Genomic DNA, 19,866 nt, shown 5'->3' on the forward strand with positions numbered 1-19,866 from the left:
TCCTCCTAGTCTGCATTGCCGATGTCAACGTAAAGGGCGGTTGTCCAGAAGCTAAATTCACGGGCAATTTGTAACCCTAAGCCGGTTAAGCCAAGGTAGGATTCTGTGTCAAGGTTCTTGAGGGTCTCCAAGCCTTTGTCATCCGCCAAATTCTGAACATGCGCTGTTTCTTCAAGGGCACGGAAAAAGGCTTTGACAACCTCCTTCTTCCCCTCTTGACTGAGAGCAGCTTCTTCCGCTTTTAGGCGCATCAGTCCCCAAGTGGCCAAGTAGGTGTAGAGTTCAACGGCTTGGCTTTTTTGCTCCCGCAGCCGGGTGTCATCTGCTGTGCGATGCCGTAGTTCGCTCAAGGCTTTATAGACTGGCTGTGCCATTGTGCGTGGATCAAAGGCCATAGCTAACTCCCAAGGGTTACAAGTTGGACAAAGCCGCGACCAAGGCTTTCTTGACCACCAATTTGGAGAATTGGGTGGCTATCGAAAACATCCCGCAGATCGCTTTCCACTTTTTCTGCGGCGCCATTGAGTTGGGCAACCGTCCCCCACGGGAAGTACATCAATGTATCGGGGGGAATGGCTTCCTCGTAGCGAAAACCGCCTTCAACGGTTTTATGCTGATCGAGTTTCACCTTGACCTGTCGCCACAGGCTGGTTTCAATGAGGGTTTTGCAGTGCTGATCGGGTAGAACCAAGACCTGTTGAATTTGGGTTTGCTCGCGGATCGGAATCCACTCTTGCCATTTCTCCCAAGGCTTGAGCTGATCGCCTTTGAGGATCGCGTCCTTGAGATAAACAGGTTTGCTGGTGTCTAAACTGGTGCTGTAGGCAGCGACTGTTCCTGAGGACTGACCAGTGAGGCGTTGCCAACGATGCAGCAGCATGGGGCAGCTAATCCAGATCACGCCATGGCTGAGGGAGGGAACCGGTACCCACAGGAGTGAACCATCGCCGACCCACACTTGCCCTTGGGTAAGGTTGGTGTTTTCGCCGCCCATGACATCTTCAATGGTGTTGCCCCAAAGGCGGTTGCGGTCTTTGTCGGGGGTACTGGCACGCAAGCGACCCCGAATCGTGCTGGAGGGAATGTAGGGCAACTCTGTGTGGGACTCCCGCGCAATGCCGAGAAGGTTGCCCTCTTGAGTGGTGCCACCCGTGTGGAGGGGGGAGAGAAGGTAGAGGTAGGCAAGGTTAAACATTGTTGATCATCCAGTCTCTTTGAGCTCAACATGTATCGGTGCTCACCTATTTATCCATTCGTATTCGGGGGGTTATGCAGTGCCCCAGAGCAATTGGCCGTAGTGAAGTTTTTCAAAGGTGGTGCGAGCTTTGGGGGCTACACCGCCGAGGAGTTGTTGGGGCTGGGGAGAGGGAGGCTGAGCAAAGCGATAGATAGTTCCCGGCCTGACATAGGCACGCTGTGCGGAATAGCCCAATTGGGGTTGCCCATTGCGACGGGTAAAGGTACTGAGACCACCAGCTAAAAGGGGGCGATCGCCCACCACACCAATCAGATGCTCTTGCCAATCATGGGGATACAGTCCATAAACAGGTGCGTCAGCCACCACGGGCGCCAAGCCGGGAGTCAGCACGTAGGCTAGGGTTTCTTGACCGGTGCCTTGAAACCCCTCTAGGTCTGCAAAGGGAGGTTTCTTTAGGGCATGCACCTGGGCTTGATGCCCCTCACCCCCAATGCGCACGACTCCCTCTAGATTGGCAACACTGATGCCGGCCACAAAGCCCCAGCCCGGATGCATCCGGTTGGCCACTTCCGTAAAGTAGCCGGCTTCGTCCTCCACATTGCGACTCTCAGCTTGCATTTTGATGTGGGGGAGGACTTGGGTTGACCACGGCAAATCATGGAAGTGCTCTTTGGCGTTGAGCTGATCCAGCTTTCCTTGGAGATAGAGGACAAGAGCATCCAAGCGCATGAGGGGAGCCGGTCGGCCTTGGGCTTGCTCATTCTCCCTAAGGGTCGGTTCCACAATAGGGCGTAACTTTCCCGGCAACGGATGGCGGACATCTTTCCAAGCAGGGTCGTCGGTGGCAGCGGGTTGAGTGCGGGCAAAACCCTTGACTTTACTGAGGTCGGCACGATCGTTGATGTCGGCTTCCTCGTTGCTTTTGTTGCCAATGCACACCAAATCTTTGGGCGTGTCTACCCAGACTTGGTTTTTGGCATCAATGAGGAAAGGCCCAAGAAACTCCAGATTTTGCGCGTAGGGATCACACAGGGAGCGTAAGGCTTGAAAGACCGTAATCGGCAAGGGAGGAAAGAGACTTTTTGCCCAAGAGCCTTCTCCCGGTTGAAAGGGTCGGGAGTCACGAAAAAGGAGGACATCTAGGGGATCTAGACGATACCAACTTAATTCAGTCATGATAATCAACCTCATGTGTCTTTCGTTATCCTTGAAGCAGAATAGTTTTGCCCAAATGAGTTTTAGAACTCTCTGCTTTCATCGATCGCCATCCTGATTACTCCCTGGGGGTACAAACCGTTTATCAATGAAGAAGGCCATGAGCCGCAACAGGTTGAGCAGGTCTTGCAGATCCGTTCCTAGCTGACCTTCATGCTGGAGTGCCCAGTCTTCCCATTGATTGCAACACCGACAAAGCTGCTCAATCAGTTCTGAAGGGATGTCTTTTTCGCGGCGATTGGCAATGCTAGCGATCGCCTTCTCAATGACCCGCTCTTTGCTCAACCAACAGTGTTGGGGCAACTCTGTCACGAGTCGGTACAGCAGCGGACTCACATCGTCATTTGCTTGCTCAAGTAGTCGGCTCCAAGCCTCTAGCAGTTCACCCTTCAACACTGCTTCGAGGACATTGCCAGACCCATAGAGCACCCGGAAACAGAGGCCATCTTTGCCGGGGAGTTTTTTCGCCCGTTCCTTTTCGGCTTGCCAGAGGTTTTCTAGAACCGTGGGCAGAGGAACACTCTTGTAGGCAATGACCACGCCCATACTCATTGTTGCCCCTTTGCCCATCGTAAACAGGCGACGCATGTCCAAGACCTTAGCCGCTGTCTTGCCCTGAACCGTTTGCCAGTAGTCGCCGTGGGGTTCAAATTCGCCGGCTGGATCCGTACCGCCACACCATGCTTGACGTAGGAGATGAATCGCCGAGAGGGCATCCTCTAGGGGCAAGACGGCCATGACATCATCGCCACCGCTATAGACCACACGGCCACAGTGACGTTGCTCCACTAAGTAGGGCACCAGACGATTCGAGAAATCTAGCAGGGCACGGTTGAGTCCCACATGGGTGGCAGGTCCCATGCGTTTGGGGGTCTGGTTGAGCAGTGTTTGCCACTCATCAGGATTTTCGATGTAGCTCTTTCTTTGCTGAATGTCTTCAATAATTTCAATAATGTTCGTAGCAACATACTCACGATACTTCTTCAGGTTACGACCGCGGACGTAGTTGCCCATGCTGTCGCCATCGGCCAAGAGGATACACCACCAGTCAGCAGGGGAGCGATCGCCCCAACCCACTCGTTTTTGTGTCTGATTCACCGCCCTCCGAAGTTCGGCCAGCTCCTGTTTACTGTCAAGACCTAAGGCTTCTGCCAACCACTTGGCCGAGAACATGACACCGTTGTAATTCCCTAGCCTGGCATCTACTTGGGGAATCTGGGTTGGGCGGCAAGTGGTGCTGTTAAAGCGAGCGTGATAGGGCTGTAAAGCCAGATCGGCAGTAAATTCTTGGTTCAATTCTCGCCAATACCGCTTGACCTGATTGGGATACTTCACCATAAAGCGAGCGGCAGCGATACTGCTGGCATTGGGAAAGCGCACCAAGTTTTCATAGTCCTCCTCAGGGCACGCAACTCCCAAAGACTCAGCGACACCGCCATGTTTCCATGCCATTCGCTTGGTGACTTCAATCGCATTCAAGCGCTCACTGCCATTAAATAGCCCCGGAAAGGCTTGGCTCATCACATACCAAAACAGGCGCAGGGAACTCGCCGGCAGGCCATGCCCCTCGCGAAAAGGATCACGGTACAGCAAATTCGGGTGCAGGGCACTGTAGGCTCCAGAAATCGAGGAGCGCTCACCCGGCGAAGCGGGAAACTGCCAGTTGCGAGTGTTTTTGACAGCGGAGAGGGCTGACCCAAGGCGCTGTTGCAGCAATGGCCACCATGTACCCACGTTAATCGTGGCATACACCTTTTCCTCAACCTGAGTGGGCAGGGGATCCTCGGCTTTTGCTAACGTGGTTTGGGCGGTTTTCCAAGTTGGGTAGGTGGATGCTCCACGCTGGCAGGTTAGAGGTTGGGTTGGCTCCCCAAGGGGCAAAGCGATCCAGTAGCTTTCCCAAAAATTCTCTAATTGGGCTTGCCAAAGGGCATTCCACTCCCAGCGTCCTCCCTGCTGCCAACTGAGAAACTCTTTCTTTAACTCCTCTTGTTCTGCCGCAGGAAACTGTGTATCAATCCACTCTTCAATGTGAGCAATCCAGTGACAATCTTCATAGCCACTCCGTACCTTGGTTTTGATGGCTTCGCGCACATTTTTGCCAAGGTTGAGCCATGTTTCCCGCAAATGGTCTTGAAGCTCTTTGCCAATCGTGTCTTTGTCTTGTTCAGGAATGAGTGCCGTAATCACGTTGGGAAAACCCGCTGTCACCAAGCTGGAGGACGGCTGCTCTTGCGCCTCAACTGGTTTGGGGATACCAAATTCCGCAAAGTAGGGTTCAAAGTCTGGGTATTTTTGCAGCAGAAAGGCATCAATGATCGTTTGGTTGTAGAGATTGGGGGTAATCACAACATCAGGGCCATAGCGTTCGGCAAGGAACCAGCAGGCCTTGGCACTTAGGTAATGGAGTAGATAGGAGCCTGACCAAAAGTCCAGCAGCTTGCGTGAAGATTTAATGAATTCCTGAACCGGTGAAAAGGAAAACATCAACAGCCATGGGTGCTGCGGTTTATCCCCATTACTGGCGTTTCGGGGAAAGAGGGTGCCGGCAAGGGCAGCGGTAATCGAGGTGTGAGCTTCGAGGGGGCAGTCGGGAATGCGTGTGTCTGAGGGTAACAGCAAGACATCTTTGGCATAGACCGCTTGATCTTTGATGCGCTGATCGCCAGCAATAGCTTCGCCATAAAACCGCCAAAACCACCAAAAGACCTTTTCAGCATCGGTTTCTTGGCGAATCTTGCTCCAGATGGACTGCGCCTCAATTTCAGCTAAAATCTCATCGCTGAGACTCCCTGCAAAGGCAAAGTTCAAATCACTTTTGGCACCAGTAATCGGGTGGCGAATTTCCACTTGGGTGATATTTGCAGTGGTTGTTGGAGGGGTGCTCATGCCGCGCTGAAAGCTTAGGCGATCGCTGGCCGAGGCAATATGGTCTGCGGTAACACCGCCGTGATGCTTCCACCAATTTTGCAAATCTTCGGCATGTTGATTCAGGCAAGACACCTGTTGCCATGAGCCTTTGAGAGCTTTGTTGCCGTACAACGCCTTGAGGTAGGGGTCGTGGAGGAGGGCAAAGAGTTTGCGTTCGTAGTACATGGATGGCCTTCCTAGAACAATTGACTCCACTGCGAATCGGCGACCGTGCGCCTTGGGCGATCGCAGCTAATGTTTTATCCAGTGTCGTGAGTTGGGATATGCAGTGGAAGCAAAATAAAAATTCTTTTGTAATATTTAACAGTTTTTTCTACTAGCTATAAGAATTGAAACATTTGGGTCTTGCTTCCGAGAGATCTGCCAAGTTGCCTCCAACCCTGATGCTTTCGTTGAATCCCTTAGCGTTTCTCAGGAAGCGGGTTTGAGTATTTTCTAGTATTTCAGGTGAAAATGACAATCCCTACCTAGGGGCGGAGCATTCAGAAGCTCCCCACTGGCCTCAAACCCTGATTTTAAGGGGACTCACTGCAAACTAACCTAGAAGCGATCGCCCGCCTCAAGAACTTTTTCAAGTTCGTCTGCCACCTCAAGAACCACGCGGATACTGGTGTAAAGGGCTTCGGGGTCACAGTCAGCAGCAACCTTCGTACAAAATACAGCGATATACCTATTGTCAGCAAGGGGACGCAACTCCCAAGCGCCAATTTTCTTATTGGCATTTTCAATTAACAGATAATTGGCTATCTCTTGGTCAAGAAAGCCCTCGCAACTGTAGCCCACAGACCAGACATCCCGAATTTCATAGCTTCCCAGCTGCTGGGTTCTGGAGTCAATAAAGGCCTGTTGCGTTCGACCGTTGGATAGCTCAAAGACAACGCGGTAATCACCATCCTCATCCACTTGATAGCGGATTCCCAGGCGATCCAAAACGCGACTGACACGGACATCTGCTTCGACTCGCCGCTGACCAAACATCTTGAGATTCTCACTATAGGGGTGATTTGTGTCATTGATAATACAGGTTAACTGATCAGGTTTTGATCGCCACAGGGGGGGTTTTACGAATGTTCATATGTGCGGCAGGGACGCGGGCATGGTATTGTGGCTAAGTAGCTCAAAATTCCCACTTTCTGCGAGGGGGCTCGCTGACCCAAGTTAGCCAAAGGGATGCCATGTTGTCAAAGGGCTTTGAGGTTGAACTCTACACGGGTAAGCCCACGGGCGAGATTGTGGGACTGTCGGATCGCATTGTGAGGGACTTACCGGGCTTTGTGCGTGAACCCGATAGCCGCAATGTTGAATTTACAACCCCGCCGGTCTTTCTATATGATCAAGCCCTCTGTGACTTGCTGCGTCCTCGTTTTCGGCTGCGCGCTTATTTGCAATCCCTAGGGGATTTAACGCTGGTTCCCGGTAGCACCCTGAGTCTAGGGGACAGTCAACGCTTTTATCGCTCTGACCCCCAGAATCCCTACCACACCTACATTGAGCAAACCTATGGCACAAGGGTTGTCACCGCCAGTGTCCACATCAACATTGGCCTGCGGGATCCAGAAGAGTTGATCCGTGCCTGTCGGCTAGTGCGGCTGGAGGCGTCCCTGTTTCTGGCGCTCAGTGCTGCGTCGCCGTTTCTTGATGGCAAGGTAACGGGCTATCACTCCACCCGTTGGGCAATCTTTCCGAAAACCCCACCGCAAGTGCCCCTATTTACTAGCCATGCCCACTTCATTGAGTGGACAGAGCAGCAACTCCAACTCGGCACGATGCAAAATGTGCGGCACTTGTGGAGTGCTGTGCGCCCCAATGGCGATCGCCGACCCTATGATCTCAATCGTCTTGAACTGCGAATTTGTGACCTAGTCACGGATGCCATTGCCCTACTGGCGATTACCGCCCTTCTAGAGGCGCGGCTTCTGCAATTGCTAGATACCCCTGATCTTGATCCCCTGCGGTGGGGGGATGGCGATATGTTGGCACAACTGGCAGACAACAATGAGCAGCTCGTCGCAAAAAGTAGTTTAGAGGCGGTGTTAACCCACTGGCGCGATCGCCGGCAACTAACGGCAGCCGCTTGGGTAGCCGAACTCTACGAAGAGGTTTGGCCGATCGCCAAGGCACAGGGCTTTAGCTGCTTTCTGGCACCGATTAAGAAAATCCTGCGACAGGGAAACACCGCCCAGCAATGGCTGGCTCACTATGCAGCGGGGCAATCGATCCCTGAGATTATGGCCACCGCCGTACAAGAAATGGCCGCTAGCGAACAGGAATTTGCCGATCAACTCTGTCAACCAGTGGCGGCAGTGCGGGGCTAGGCATGGCGCATTTGTTCATTAGCACCGGCGAAGTCTCTGGGGATTTGCAGGGGGCCCTGTTGGTCAAGGCACTCTATCGCCTCGCAGCAGAGCGGGGGATTCCCTTAGAAATTTCTGCCCTTGGGGGCGATCGCATGGCCGCTGCGGGGGCAAAGCTACTCTTTAATACCGGAGGAATTGGCTCCGTGGGGCTACTAGAAGCCCTGCCATTGATCAAGCCAACGATCGTGCTCCAACTCAAGGCTCGCCGCTATTTACGGCAGCATCCCCCTGATTTAGTGGTTTTAATTGACTACATTGGTGGCAATGTCGCCATGGGGCGGTTTATCCGCAAACATTTTTCTATTCCCATGGTTTACTACATCGCTCCCCAAGAGTGGGTCTGGTCCCATAGTTTGAAGGCCACTCGGCAAATTGTTGCCCTCAGCGATCGCCTGATTGCCATTTTTCCAGAAGAAGCCACCTATTACCGCCGTCATGGTGCCAATGTGGTCTGGGTGGGGCATCCCCTCTTGGATCGCATTGCTGCGGCTCCCAGTCGCGAAGTGGCACGCCAAAGTTTGGGCATTGCTGCCGATGAGCTGGCGATCGCCCTGTTGCCCCTTTCTCGCAAACAGGAAATCAAGTCCCTCTTGCCTCTAATTTTGGGGGCTGCCACAAATATCGCCAAAGCCTATCCTGAAGCCCGCTTTTGGTTACCCCTTTCGCTGCGGCAGTATCGCCCAGCCATTGAAGCAGTTCTCAAGGAATATCCCATTCGCGTCACATTGGCGGAAGACTCCCTGCAAGTTCTAGCGGCCGCAGATCTGGCGATCGCTAAATCCGGCACGGTGAATTTAGAAACCGCGCTGTTGAATGTGCCTCAAGTCGTGATCTACCGCGTCCATCCCCTGAGTTTGTGGCTTTATCGGCGTTTCCTGAAGTTTGACCTCAAATTTGTCTCTCCCCCCAATTTACTCGTGAATAGAGACATCGTCCCCGAACTCCTTCAGGAACGAGCCACTGTTGCCAACATTACCGCTGCTGCCCTTGCGCTATTGGATCATCCTGAAAAACGCCTAGCCATGCAGGCAGGCTATGCCAAAATGCGAGCTGCGATGGGGACTCCCGGCGTGGTCGATCGCGCTGCCACCGAGATTCTTGATCTGCTGAGCAACAAAAAAGTGCAGGATCCGCTGTCCCGCACTTAGGGAAGTCATGAACTCCTTTAGAGCTTTAGAGCGTTGCCAAGTTTAATGGGTTACTGCTGGGGTTTCATGGGGCGATTGCCCGGCCGCCGCTGCTGCATTTGGGCGGCCAAGGCTTGCCGTTGCTGCGGTGTGAGAATGCCCCGCATGGCCAGCATGCTTTCAAAGCGGAGAGAGGCGAGTTGGTTTTCCAGTTGGCGCACCTGTTGGTGCTTGCTGCGGATTTGATCCTCCGAGGCATTGCCACTCATCATCTGCCGCAGTTCTGTCTTGGCGGTGCGCAGTTGGTTGCGAGTTTGTTCCATTTGGCCTTGGTATTGTTGCTGCACGGCTTGTAAACGTTGCCGCTGTTCAGGTGTGAGGTTTAGGTTGTCCAGATTGGCTCTCCAGCGAGGTCCGCCATAACCGGGGTCAGCGACGCTCGGGGGAGCGATCGCCAGTAGGGGGCTGAGGCTACCACATATAAGAAGCGTGGCTAAAGATTTTTTCAACATAGCTGTGTTCTCCTTTGTCAAAACTTAACTTGTCAAAACTCAACAAAGAGTAAAAGTAGGGTGGACAGAATTTAGTCGAAGATGGCGGGTTCTGCGTCCTGAAACATTGCTTGCCAATTGGTGGTGATGAAGATAGCCACTGCATCCGGGGAGGTCTGCTTTGCCACTTGAGTTGAGGGTTTGAGGAACCACACACTGGTGGCGGTGGCGATCACCCCAGCCCCCAAAAGAGACACGATTTGCCAGCGTCGCTTACTCAGTTGATGTTGATGCAGAGCCGCTTGGACAATGCGCTGCTCCAAATGGGGGTGGGGGGGCGGGGGCGTCCCCGCATAGGTTTGTAAAAATTTAACCAAGGGTGTATCCTCCACAGGTGGGGGTTCACGTTTCATAAAGTGATTCCAGCCTCCGTAAAGTAAGTCCGCAATGTGCCTCGGGCACGAAAGAGGCGGGATTTCACTGTACCCACGGGAATCCGCAGAATTTCAGCAATTTCTTTTTGGGGCAAGCCCTGCAGATCATGCAGGACCAAAACACTGCGGTACTCCAAGGGCAGTGTGGCTAAACCGCGCTGAACTAAATCTTCGTAATGCAATTGTCGTAGATCCAGTCCAGGAGTGAGTGGCTCACTTTGAGACAGGTATTGCTGATGTCGCGATTTGCGCGTTGCCAGTTGACGGCGATAGTCGCAAGCCACATTCCAGGCAATCCGATAGAGCCATGTTGAAAACTTTGCCTCATGTTTGAGACCCTTTAGCCCCTTCCATGCCCGCAAGAAAACCTCCTGCACTAAATCATCAAGGGCAACCGCACCGCACAACTGAAACAGGAGCGATCGCACCCGTTGCTGATGCCGTTGATAGAGTTCCCGAAACCCATTTGGATGTCCGGAAAGGCACTGCTCAATAATCCGCCGATCGGGATCGATCACTTGGGGTCGGGTCACGATAGCCGTTGATGCCGTTGCCGCTGATAGGGGTAAAGATACACTCATGCGAGGTATCACTCCATTAACGTAATTGTCTATTTAGACGGGGCATCAAAAAGAGCGGTTCAAGACCCTTGGCACCACGGTTCGCTAGAATTTGGTAAACAATTGCGGCTACTGGCTGGACTATACTAAACGTCGGATGCTCTGACAGGGAACTGATCGTGAATATCGCCGAAATTTTTAACCGTGGTGGCTTGGCCATGTGGCCACTACTGATTCTCTCGATCTTGACCTTAGGCACCATTTTTGAGCGGCTTTGGTTTTGGAGCATTGTTCTCCGAGGAGAGACGAAACTGGCCGAGCAGATTCTGGATGCCGCTCGCCACGATTGGCAAGAAGCCATTGAATTAGCAGCCAATGCCTGTGACCAACCGATTGGTCGCTTCCTCTATACCCCTTTACAACTGATTGACACCAACCCAGAAATCTTTCGCCTAGCCCTAGAAGCTGCGGCTGATGAGGAGCTGAGTGCCATGCGGCGGGGAGAAAAGGTCTTGGAAGCAACGATTACGATGGCACCTCTACTGGGTTTGTTGGGAACGGTGTTAGGTCTGATTAGTGCCCTCAGTTCTATTCGCTTGGGGGATATTGGCACACCTGCAACCATGGGCGTGGGTCTCGGGATTAGTGAGGCCTTGATTAGTACCGCCTCTGGCCTGGTGGTGGCAATCATTGCCCTTGCCTTTCAGCGGCTCTTTCAAGCGTTTCTCTTGCAGCAGGCACAAATTTTTCGCCGCACCGGCAATGAATTAGAACTCACCTATCGCCAAGCATGGCTAGAGCAGCGGATCAAAGGGGAACCTGAAAAAACATTGTTCTAACTCAAGCTATTTTTGCCCCTTTGACAGTTCTGAAGGGGAAAATCCTACGGGTAGGGGGAACCAAAATCGTTATAATCGCTGTTGAGATTTCATTAGCGAGGCATCATGCGCGTTTACGTGTTGCTCTACAACCCGGGGACTGAAAATGAGGGCATTCATTCTCTGCAACTGGGCGATCGCAACCTGATTCTGATGTTTGAAAGCGAAGACGATGCCAGTCGCTATGCCATGCTTTTAGAGGCACAGGATTTTCATCCCCCCAGCGTTGTCCCCATTGATGCCAAGGAAATTGAAGAATTTTGCGAATCCTCAGGCTACACCTGTCACTTGGTTCCCGAAGGATTTGTGCCGACAAACGATGCTGAGCGTCTTTTCTTGGCACCCCCTGAACGCAATGTCGAAGAAACCGACTGGGAACTAGAAAATCGCGTGCCCCCCGCTGCTGAGAGTGAGTTCTCCGAAAGTGAACTGAATCAGTTGCGCCAACAACTTGAAAAGCTGCTGTAGATGGTGCGGGTCTGTGCCTGTCTAATTGTCAAAAATGAGGCAGCCCATTTGGCACGCTGTCTGGGCAGTGTCCAGCTTTGGGTAGATGAGATCGTTGTGGTAGATACTGGGTCAACGGATGAGACGATCGCGATCGCCCGCCAGTTTACAGAGCGCATTTTTACCTTCCCTTGGCAGGATGATTTTGCCGCTGCCCGCAATTACTCTCTAGAGCAGGCCACGGGCGATTGGATTTTGGTCATTGATGCTGATGAGGTGCTTGTGGCAGTGCAGGAGCCGCCTATTCCCCTAGGGCAACAGTTGGAGGGGAGCCCCCTGACTGCTTATCAACTCCTACGACGGGAAATCGGCACGGGGCAGCAATTTTCTGACTTTGCCATTGTGCGACTCTTTCGCAACCTGCCGACGCTGCGCTATCAGGGACGCTTCCATGAGCAGTTGGTTTCGACAGACGCAGAACCGCTGACCATTGGTACTCTGGAAACGCTGCGCATTGACCACTATGGCTATCAACCCGCACAAATTCAAGCCAAGATGCGCGATCGCAACATCCCGATTTTGGAACGCATCCGCGCTAGTGAAGGTCTGCCTTTGAATCTCCTCTTTGCCTTGGCGGATATGTACCACGCTGTGAATAACCCCACGGCTGCGGATGACTGCTAACAAGAACTTTTTGAGCGGCTCTTGCCCCATCTCCTCACCAGCCAACTGCCTGAGAATGCCCCTAGCGCCCTGCCCGAAATTCTGAATCAACTGGGGCGGCGTCTGCTGGCTATGGGGGATCACGAAACATTGCAACTCCTCTGTCAGCAAAGTCTGGTGTGGTTTCCCACCTATCCTCCCCTCAATGATTTGGCCGGGCGCTGGCTGATGGCTTTAGGATTCCCCTTGGGAGCAACGGCCTACTTTGAGTATTGCCTTGAACTGGGGCGCACCAATGGCTACAGCAAGCAGATGATTTTTCCCTTGGGCTATGTGCGGGAGATTGCAGCCGAACAACTAGGGCGTGCCTATGAAACCTTGGGCGATCGCGAGCGGGCGGCGGCGGCCTTTGCCCAAGCAACAGCTTTTCGCCAAGAAAGGGGCAATCACCAATAGAAAATAAAAAAAGTGCCGCTGTTAGCAACGGCACCGCAGTTTGGGTTTCGGTGATCCAACCTTAGGCAAATTGCTGCCACTCTTCTTCCAGCAGACTGATGAGATCTTCATTGCCCTGACTCCGAGCCACTTGCAGCCGCCGCTCAAGAGTTTTCAGAATTGCATGGCGATGGGCTTCGGCCAAGGAGTCACGCTTACGCTGGGGAAGTACTGAAGGGGCAGTACTCGTCGTCGGAGCGGTTGTGGTAACTGGTGTACCGTTCGTTTGGTAGGTCACCCCCCGCCAGCAGAGGACATGATTGGGTTGAGGAACCGGTTCAGCCGCTTTGTGCCCTACCCATTGCGCCCCCCGGTAGAGACCCTTGGCGCCCGATTCAACAAGGGGAATGTGCTGCTCAGAAGTTTCGTATTTAACGCCACGATAGATTACTTGCATAATTAAATCAAGGCTTCTAGGTGAATACTATTGACTCGTTATCAAGCTTTAGGTGGTCTGCGTTAGGAAACAACTTGCTTTTAAATTTCTGTATTCTATTATACGATTTTTCGATCTTCATTGGGTAGAAGCCGGTTTTTTTAACAAATCTTTAGCCCTCCCACAGTCCTCCTATGAACGTGTTGTCACTCCCCGCCAATGCCAGTCACCTTCTAAGGACGTTGCGTCCGGGTCAACGGGAAATTAGTGAATGGCAAGGGGGTCTCTTGGCGGTATCGGCAGTGCCCGGAGCAGGCAAATCCCATGGCATGGCCGTAGGAGCCGCGATCGCCATCGCTCGCGAAAAACTCCATCAGCAGCGGCAACTGGTCGTAGTCACCTATAGTCGTTCGGCAGCGGCCAATATCAAGGTGCGGATTCGCCAGTACCTGCGGGAAATGGGCTTGCCCCGCAATGGTTTTAGTGTGCAGACGCTCCACAGTTTGGCCTTGAAAATTGCCACCAGTCACCCCACAGCGGGTCTGCGTTGGAGTGGCGAGAATTTAATGAGTGAGCATGAGCAGCGACGCCTGTGTGTTACCTGTGTTAAGGAATGGGCGCGATCGCACCCCGATATTCTCGAGCAACTGATCCAAGGCTGCGATACCAGTCCCCTGAGTGACGTTGAACACGATGGTCGCAGAAGTGCGCTTTTGACTGACATCTTGGTGAAGTTGGCACAAACCGTTATTAGCAGTGCCCGCAGTATGGCGTTGACGCCCCATGATCTGCGGCAGTTGTCCCAGCAGTTGCGCTCCCAAAGTGCAGCCGCGGCAGAACCCTACCCCTTTTTAGAAATTGGTGCCGACCTTTTGGAACTATACCAGCACCATTTAGCGCAGCGAGAGCAAATTGACTATGATGAGATGATTTTGGCAGCGGTACAACTCCTAGAGGGCGATCGCCAGTGCCGCCAAGAATGGCAACAGCGGGTGTATGCCGTCTTTGAGGATGAGGCGCAGGACTCGACCCCCTTGCAATCGCGGTTACTGCGACTTCTCGCCGAGGACAACACCACAGGGCAAGTGAATTTTGTGCGGGTGGGGGATCCCAATCAAGCCATTAACTCCACATTTACGGCGGCAGACCCGCTCTTTTTCAATGAATTCTGTGACGAATGTGCCCGGCAGCAGGCCTTCTATAAAATGACCCAAGCGGGGCGATCCACTGAGTTGGTGATTCGAGCTGCTAACTATTTGGTGCGATGGGTCAATCGTGCGCTAAAGGATCAGGAACTCCCCTTTCGAGAGCAAGCCATTCAGCCCGTCTCGACGGATCCGCAACCGGGGGCGAACCCACCCCCCTGGGGAGAAGGGGTAGAAATTGCCCGACCAGCAACCGTTTTCGAGACCGTGCGCGAGCTAGCAGCACGTATTTCTGAGGTTTTAGCAGAGTATCCTGAGGCCTCAATTGCGGTACTGGTGCGTACCAACCGCCAAGGGGAATTTGTCGCGGATCTGTTGCGATCGCCCGCTAGCTTCAGCATTAATACCGACCTTGCCGCTCAGGGGATTCCGATTCTCGATGTATCGGGCATTGAACGGCGATCGCAGGTGCCCAAGGAATTGCTGGACATTCTTTATTTTCTCCACTGTCCCTATTCTCCCGAAGCGGTCAAAGCAGCTCTGACTGTTCTTCAGGAGCGCAAACGCATTTCTGTCCAAAATTTGGATCGCTTAGCCGCCCAGCCAGAGGTGTTTCTCTATCCTGGTCCTTTAGACCCCCCTGCCGAGGAACCGGTACTCAAGGCACGGCACTACTGTCAACGTCTCCTCAAAGCCCGCCTAGAGCTATCTCTATTTCCTTTGATCACGTACTGCGCTCAGGAATTGGGCTATGATGCCGCTGAATTGGCCACCAGCGATCGCCTGATCTGCCACTTGGCACAGCAGGAACCAACGCAACTGTGGGAGCGTATCCATCCCCGTTGGCAGGAGTTGGTGGCGACGGATCGCTTTGACGCTGTTGAGATGGAAGACCTCCATAGCCGCTTGGTGCGATCAGGGCAAGTGACGATTATGACGATGCATCGCGCCAAGGGTCTGGATTGGGATGCCGTTTTTGTTCCCTTCTTAGAGGCAAGAACCCTCCCCGGTGAGAGCTGGGTGGCGGCCAATGCCAAGTTCCTCAGTCCAGAGGTGGATTTTACGGATGTGGTGCGATCGCAACTGCGAGCCTACGGCCATCAGCAACCCCTTCCTGACTGGCAAACCGCCTATCAAAAAGCCACAGAGGCCAAAGTTGCCGAGGAATACCGCCTGCTTTACGTGGCCATGACCCGTGCTAAGCGTTTACTGTGGCTCGCCGCCGCCCACCAAGCCCCCTTTAACTGGCAGACCTTTGACTGGCGAGGGTTTTATCAACTGCAAGACAGTGACCCTTGTCCTTTCTTACCTGCCCTAGAGCAGAAGCTAAAGAAACATGCCAAGGCTACTCGCGGCGATCGCTAAGGCTATCACGCCCCGGCAAGCGTTCCATGGCTGCCAAGACGGCCCGTTCTGCTGCCAGAATATCCCGCTCCGCGCCCCCCAAAAAGAGTCGGCCAAAGCTGCCCACGGCTGAAATCTGCAAGATATTAATGAGTGCTGCCTTTTCCGCTTCATTGGCGGCCAGTGCGGCATAGGCGGCAGGTTCCACTTCAAACACATAGAGGGTTTGCCCCGCCAAAATCATATTGCCCCGCCGCGAACGGTTAATTAGTTGGGTGTGGTGGGCATCAATATTGCGAATGACTTGACTCGAAATCACCCGTGGCCGCAAGCAATCCTGTACCCGAGCGCCAATGGCATCTAAAATTGCTTGCCCTGCTGCGCGTACTTCCCCCTGATTGCCCGAATGCACCTCCAATAGTCCGTAGAGTCGCTCGATAAACAAAACTCCCGGCCGCACCACCGCAGACTTCAAGGCAATATCCAAAAGGCGATTGACATCAATCCCCGGTGAAATCTCCACCCAGAGGGAGCAATCCCCCGGCAAAGGCAAAAACCCTTGAGCCACGGTTCCCAAGTAGGCCGCGTGTTGCGGTTGAATCGAGTCGAGATAGACATAACTGCGCAGATCAACGCCCAAGGTGGTGGATTCCTAACGCGCCAGTACCCATGATCGCCGAAAATGCCCTAGGACAATAGCCATTGCAGGCGTGGATCCGTAAAGTCCTCAATGCAGACCTCTGCTCCTGCGGCTTGCAGTGCCGTTTCCGATTGCGTTGTTAACACTCCCCAGCAGAGCATCCCTGCCCGCACCGCTGCCATCACCCCTGCCACGGCATCCTCAAAGACAAGACAATGCTGCGGCAACACCTGCAACCGCTCCGCCACTAGGAGATAGCATTCTGGATCGGGCTTGCCCCGCTGCACATCCTGCTCCATCACCACCGTATCGAAAAAGTTGCCCACCCCCTCGCAGGAGAGCACCAATTCCACATTGGCAGCACAGGCCGAGGTGCCTAAGCCCAAGCGATAGCCTTTTTCTTTAGCACTTTTGAGAAAGGGCAATAGCCCCAGCAACAGTTCCAAATGGGGTGCCAAGAGTTCCCGAAAGACAGCCTCTTTGCCCGCGCCCCAGCGTTCGACTTCCGCTTCAGTGACCGATCGCCCCAAGAGTTCTGGCAGGAGTTCGGCATTGCGTTTACCCCCCATTTGCCGCAACTGTTCCAAGTTAATCTGCTGCCGCAGTTCAGGGGTGCGATCGACATAGACCCGCCAAGCTTCAAGGTGGTAGGGCATAGTATGGCAGATGACCCCATCCATATCAAAAATCAGGGCACGCTGCGAGGGTTCAACGGCAAGAAACTGGGAAAAATTAGCCATTGGCGAAAAATTTGGGCATCAGCAAGTGTAGTCTATCGTCTTTTGAGACTAAAGAGGCTGGCCAATCGATCAATCGAATTTTGCTGCAGGCTAGTCCCCAAAATCTCAATTAAAATACGGGCAACCACACCTGCAAAAAAATGAGTCAACATCTACAGTAGGAGTACAGCCCTTTATCTAAGCTATAGGGTACGTCAAGGGACGTTGATCCTGTTTAAGAGTGGATTTGACGGTTCTGGGTCTGTTCCATCTTTTGGGAAGAGGGCTGTAAATTGGCATACAAAAACACGCCAAAGTGGACGTGTTAAGATGAGTGTTACCAGCACGCAGGAGCCATTAGGGGAAGGGTCATGTTTGAACGGTTTACAGAAAAAGCCATTAAAGTCATCATGCTGGCACAGGAAGAGGCTCGCCGCCTCGGCCACAACTTTGTCGGTACCGAACAAATTCTCCTCGGATTGATTGGTGAAGGCACCGGTGTGGCTGCGAAGGTGCTACGTTCCATGGGGGTGAACCTCAAGGATGCCCGCATCGAAGTGGAAAAAATTATTGGCCGTGGGTCTGGTTTTGTGGCGGTGGAGATTCCCTTTACCCCCCGTGCCAAGCGAGTGTTGGAACTCTCCCTCGAAGAAGCCCGCCAACTGGGACACAACTATATTGGTACTGAGCACCTTCTTTTGGGTCTGATTCGCGAAGGGGAAGGGGTAGCAGCACGGGTTCTTGAAAATCTCGGCGTTGACCTGTCGAAAGTGCGCACCCAAGTGATTCGCATGCTGGGTGAAACCGCCGAAGTGGCTGCCGGTGCCAGCCAAGGGCGTACCAAAACACCGACGCTGGACGAATTTGGTGCCAACCTCACCCAGATGGCCATTGATGGCAAGCTAGATCCCGTGGTGGGTCGGCAAAAAGAAATTGAGCGGGTGATTCAAATCCTTGGCCGCCGCACCAAAAATAACCCTGTGCTGATCGGTGAACCGGGGGTAGGTAAAACCGCTATTGCTGAAGGCCTTGCCCAACGCATTGCCAATAAAGATGTCCCCGATATTCTGGAAGACAAGCGGGTAGTCACCCTCGATATTGGCCTGTTGGTGGCGGGCACGAAGTACCGCGGTGAGTTTGAAGAGCGGCTGAAGAAGATCATGGATGAGATCCGCCAAGCCGGTAATGTGATCTTGGTGATTGACGAGGTACACACGTTGATTGGGGCTGGGGCCGCTGAGGGTGCCATTGATGCGGCGAATATCCTCAAACCCGCCTTGGCTCGTGGTGAGTTGCAGTGCATTGGTGCCACCACGTTGGATGAGTACCGCAAACACATTGAGCGGGATGCTGCCTTGGAGCGCCGCTTCCAACCGGTGATGGTGGGTGAACCCTCCGTTGAGGAAACCATTGAGATCCTCTACGGCCTGCGGGAACGCTACGAGAAGCACCACAAGCTGAAAATTTCCGATGAAGCCCTTGAGGCGGCAGCGAAGCTGTCTGATCGCTACATTAGCGATCGCTACCTGCCCGACAAAGCCATTGACCTCATTGACGAAGCTGGCTCACGGGTGCGCCTGATTAACTCGCAACTACCGCCTGCGGCCAAGGAATTGGATCGCGAATTGCGGCAAGTGCTCAAAGAAAAAGATGATGCTGTGCGTGCCCAAAACTTTGACAAAGCGGGTGAATTGCGCGATCGCGAGATGGAACTGAAAGCGCAAATCCGTGCCATTGCCCAGCAGAAAAAATCCGAAAGCGCCAATGGTGAAGAGGAAACCCCCGTCGTTACTGAAGAGGACATTGCCCACATTGTTGCCTCTTGGACAGGTGTGCCTGTCAGCAAGCTCACCGAAAGCGAATCGGAAAAACTGCTGCACATGGAGGAGACCCTGCACCAGCGGGTCATTGGCCAAGATGAAGCGGTGAAAGCCATCTCCCGTGCCATTCGCCGTGCCCGTGTCGGTCTAAAAAACCCCAACCGTCCCATTGCTAGCTTTATCTTCTCTGGGCCAACCGGTGTGGGTAAAACCGAGCTAACGAAAGCCTTGGCCGCCTACTTCTTTGGTTCTGAAGAGGCGATGATCCGCTTGGATATGTCCGAGTACATGGAGCGGCATACCGTCTCCAAGCTCATTGGTTCGCCCCCTGGCTATGTCGGCTACAACGAGGGCGGTCAACTGACCGAAGCCGTGCGGCGGCGTCCCTACACGGTGGTGCTCTTTGACGAAATCGAGAAAGCCCATCCCGATGTCTTTAACCTGCTGCTGCAAATCCTTGAGGATGGTCGCCTCACTGACTCTAAGGGGCGTACCGTTGACTTCAAGAACACCCTCTTGATCATGACCTCGAACATTGGCTCGAAGGTGATTGAGAAAGGCGCTGGCGGTCTTGGCTTTGAGTTTGGCACTGAGGATGCTGCTGAATCGCAATACAATCGCATTCGCTCCTTGGTGAATGAGGAACTGAAGCAGTACTTCCGTCCAGAGTTCCTCAACCGCGTGGATGAGATTATTGTCTTCCGCCAGCTGACCAAAGACGAGGTCAAGCAAATTGCTGACATCCTCTTGAAGGAAGTCTTCTCACGCCTGACCGAGAAAGGAATCACCCTAGAAGTGACGGATCGCTTCAAGGAGCGACTCATTGAAGAAGGCTACAATCCCAGCTACGGTGCGCGACCCCTGCGGCGGGCCATTATGCGCCTCTTAGAGGACACCTTGGCTGAGGAAATGCTCTCTGGCCGTATTCGTGAAGGGGATACTGCCCTCATTGATGTGGATGAATCAGGTCAAGTGAAGATCCAAGCTCAACCTCGGCGTGAGCTACTGCCCCAAGCGGTTGAGTAG

19 protein-coding genes are annotated in these 19,866 nt (G+C 53.3%); 8 read left to right on the forward strand and 11 right to left on the reverse strand.

All coding sequences use genetic code 11. The features are described 5' to 3' along the window. Positions 1 to 5: 5 nt before the first annotated feature. The 5 genes from RHJ80_RS00465 to RHJ80_RS00485 all read right to left on the reverse strand — a co-directional run bounded on the left by RHJ80_RS00465 (position 6) and on the right by RHJ80_RS00485 (position 6,322). Entirely contained in the window at positions 6 to 395 is a 390-nt protein-coding gene (locus RHJ80_RS00465; protein ID WP_310801240.1) for a hypothetical protein, read from the reverse strand. 2 nt (positions 396 to 397) lie between these two features. Next, complete coding sequence (gene cmr4, locus RHJ80_RS00470) at positions 398 to 1,195, reverse strand: type III-B CRISPR module RAMP protein Cmr4 (protein WP_302678557.1); 798 nt, start codon at positions 1,193 to 1,195, stop codon at positions 398 to 400. 72 nt (positions 1,196 to 1,267) lie between these two features. Continuing rightward, complete coding sequence (locus RHJ80_RS00475; protein WP_310801241.1) at positions 1,268 to 2,374, reverse strand: type III-B CRISPR module-associated Cmr3 family protein; 1,107 nt, start codon at positions 2,372 to 2,374, stop codon at positions 1,268 to 1,270. 78 nt (positions 2,375 to 2,452) lie between these two features. Beyond that, positions 2,453 to 5,509 carry a type III-B CRISPR-associated protein Cas10/Cmr2 gene (gene cas10 / locus RHJ80_RS00480; RefSeq protein ID WP_310801242.1) on the reverse strand — a complete coding sequence of 1,019 codons (3,057 nt, stop codon included), beginning with the start codon at positions 5,507 to 5,509 and terminating at the stop codon, positions 2,453 to 2,455. Positions 5,510 to 5,884: 375 nt separating this feature from the next. Then, positions 5,885 to 6,322, reverse strand: a complete 438-nt coding sequence (locus RHJ80_RS00485) for a hypothetical protein (RefSeq protein WP_310801243.1) — start codon at positions 6,320 to 6,322, stop codon at positions 5,885 to 5,887. Positions 6,323 to 6,519: 197 nt separating this feature from the next. On the opposite strand from RHJ80_RS00485, the gene gshA reads away from it, so the two are divergent. Together gshA and lpxB are read left to right on the forward strand one after the other, a co-directional pair. After that, positions 6,520 to 7,659 carry a glutamate--cysteine ligase gene (gene gshA / locus RHJ80_RS00490; RefSeq protein ID WP_206200603.1) on the forward strand — a complete coding sequence of 380 codons (1,140 nt, stop codon included), beginning with the start codon at positions 6,520 to 6,522 and terminating at the stop codon, positions 7,657 to 7,659. A gap of 2 nt (positions 7,660 to 7,661) precedes the next feature. Next, entirely contained in the window at positions 7,662 to 8,849 is a 1,188-nt protein-coding gene (gene lpxB, locus RHJ80_RS00495) for a lipid-A-disaccharide synthase (RefSeq protein WP_310801244.1), read from the forward strand. Positions 8,850 to 8,899: 50 nt separating this feature from the next. Here the strand turns inward: lpxB and RHJ80_RS00500 are convergent, their stop codons facing one another. The 3 genes from RHJ80_RS00500 to RHJ80_RS00510 all read right to left on the reverse strand — a co-directional run bounded on the left by RHJ80_RS00500 (position 8,900) and on the right by RHJ80_RS00510 (position 10,334). Then, positions 8,900 to 9,340, reverse strand: coding sequence for a Spy/CpxP family protein refolding chaperone (locus RHJ80_RS00500; RefSeq protein ID WP_310744674.1), 441 nt, complete (start codon positions 9,338 to 9,340; stop codon positions 8,900 to 8,902). Between the two features lie 71 nt (positions 9,341 to 9,411). Continuing rightward, positions 9,412 to 9,732, reverse strand: coding sequence for a hypothetical protein (locus RHJ80_RS00505; RefSeq protein WP_206200606.1), 321 nt, complete (start codon positions 9,730 to 9,732; stop codon positions 9,412 to 9,414). Next, a complete protein-coding gene (locus RHJ80_RS00510; RefSeq protein ID WP_149817174.1) occupies positions 9,729 to 10,334 on the reverse strand; it encodes a sigma-70 family RNA polymerase sigma factor in 606 nt (201 codons plus the stop codon). Before RHJ80_RS00510 ends, RHJ80_RS00505 begins: the two co-directional genes overlap by 4 nt. 158 nt (positions 10,335 to 10,492) lie before the next feature. On the opposite strand from RHJ80_RS00510, the gene RHJ80_RS00515 reads away from it, so the two are divergent. The 4 genes from RHJ80_RS00515 to RHJ80_RS00530 all read left to right on the forward strand — a co-directional run bounded on the left by RHJ80_RS00515 (position 10,493) and on the right by RHJ80_RS00530 (position 12,757). After that, complete coding sequence (locus RHJ80_RS00515) at positions 10,493 to 11,152, forward strand: MotA/TolQ/ExbB proton channel family protein (protein WP_206200607.1); 660 nt, start codon at positions 10,493 to 10,495, stop codon at positions 11,150 to 11,152. A 105-nt stretch (positions 11,153 to 11,257) separates the two neighbouring features. After that, positions 11,258 to 11,659: a DUF3110 domain-containing protein gene (locus tag RHJ80_RS00520; protein ID WP_206200608.1), complete on the forward strand. Its 402-nt coding sequence runs from the start codon at positions 11,258 to 11,260 to the stop codon at positions 11,657 to 11,659. Continuing rightward, positions 11,660 to 12,322, forward strand: a complete 663-nt coding sequence (locus RHJ80_RS00525; RefSeq protein WP_310801245.1) for a glycosyltransferase family 2 protein — start codon at positions 11,660 to 11,662, stop codon at positions 12,320 to 12,322. 21 nt (positions 12,323 to 12,343) lie between these two features. Continuing rightward, positions 12,344 to 12,757 (forward strand): hypothetical protein, encoded by a 414-nt coding sequence (locus RHJ80_RS00530; RefSeq protein WP_310801246.1) that lies wholly within the window; start codon positions 12,344 to 12,346, stop codon positions 12,755 to 12,757. A 61-nt stretch (positions 12,758 to 12,818) separates the two neighbouring features. Here the strand turns inward: RHJ80_RS00530 and RHJ80_RS00535 are convergent, their stop codons facing one another. After that, positions 12,819 to 13,193 (reverse strand): DUF4278 domain-containing protein, encoded by a 375-nt coding sequence (locus RHJ80_RS00535; RefSeq protein WP_310801247.1) that lies wholly within the window; start codon positions 13,191 to 13,193, stop codon positions 12,819 to 12,821. Between the two features lie 173 nt (positions 13,194 to 13,366). Here RHJ80_RS00535 and RHJ80_RS00540 point away from each other — a divergent pair, with 173 nt between their 5' ends. Continuing rightward, entirely contained in the window at positions 13,367 to 15,682 is a 2,316-nt protein-coding gene (locus tag RHJ80_RS00540) for an ATP-dependent helicase (RefSeq protein ID WP_310801248.1), read from the forward strand. Here the strand turns inward: RHJ80_RS00540 and RHJ80_RS00545 are convergent. Both RHJ80_RS00545 and RHJ80_RS00550 read right to left on the reverse strand, forming a co-directional pair. After that, positions 15,663 to 16,301, reverse strand: a complete 639-nt coding sequence (locus RHJ80_RS00545) for a hypothetical protein (RefSeq protein WP_149817184.1) — start codon at positions 16,299 to 16,301, stop codon at positions 15,663 to 15,665. The genes RHJ80_RS00540 and RHJ80_RS00545 overlap by 20 nt on opposite strands. Positions 16,302 to 16,348: 47 nt before the next feature. Further along, entirely contained in the window at positions 16,349 to 17,041 is a 693-nt protein-coding gene (locus RHJ80_RS00550; RefSeq protein ID WP_302676970.1) for an HAD family phosphatase, read from the reverse strand. A gap of 350 nt (positions 17,042 to 17,391) precedes the next feature. Between RHJ80_RS00550 and RHJ80_RS00555 the strand changes: the two genes are divergently transcribed. Then, a complete protein-coding gene (locus RHJ80_RS00555) occupies positions 17,392 to 19,866 on the forward strand; it encodes an ATP-dependent Clp protease ATP-binding subunit (RefSeq protein ID WP_149817189.1) in 2,475 nt (824 codons plus the stop codon).

The organism is Thermosynechococcus sp. QS41 (assembly GCF_031583515.1).
Lineage (GTDB): Bacteria > Cyanobacteriota > Cyanobacteriia > Thermosynechococcales > Thermosynechococcaceae > Thermosynechococcus.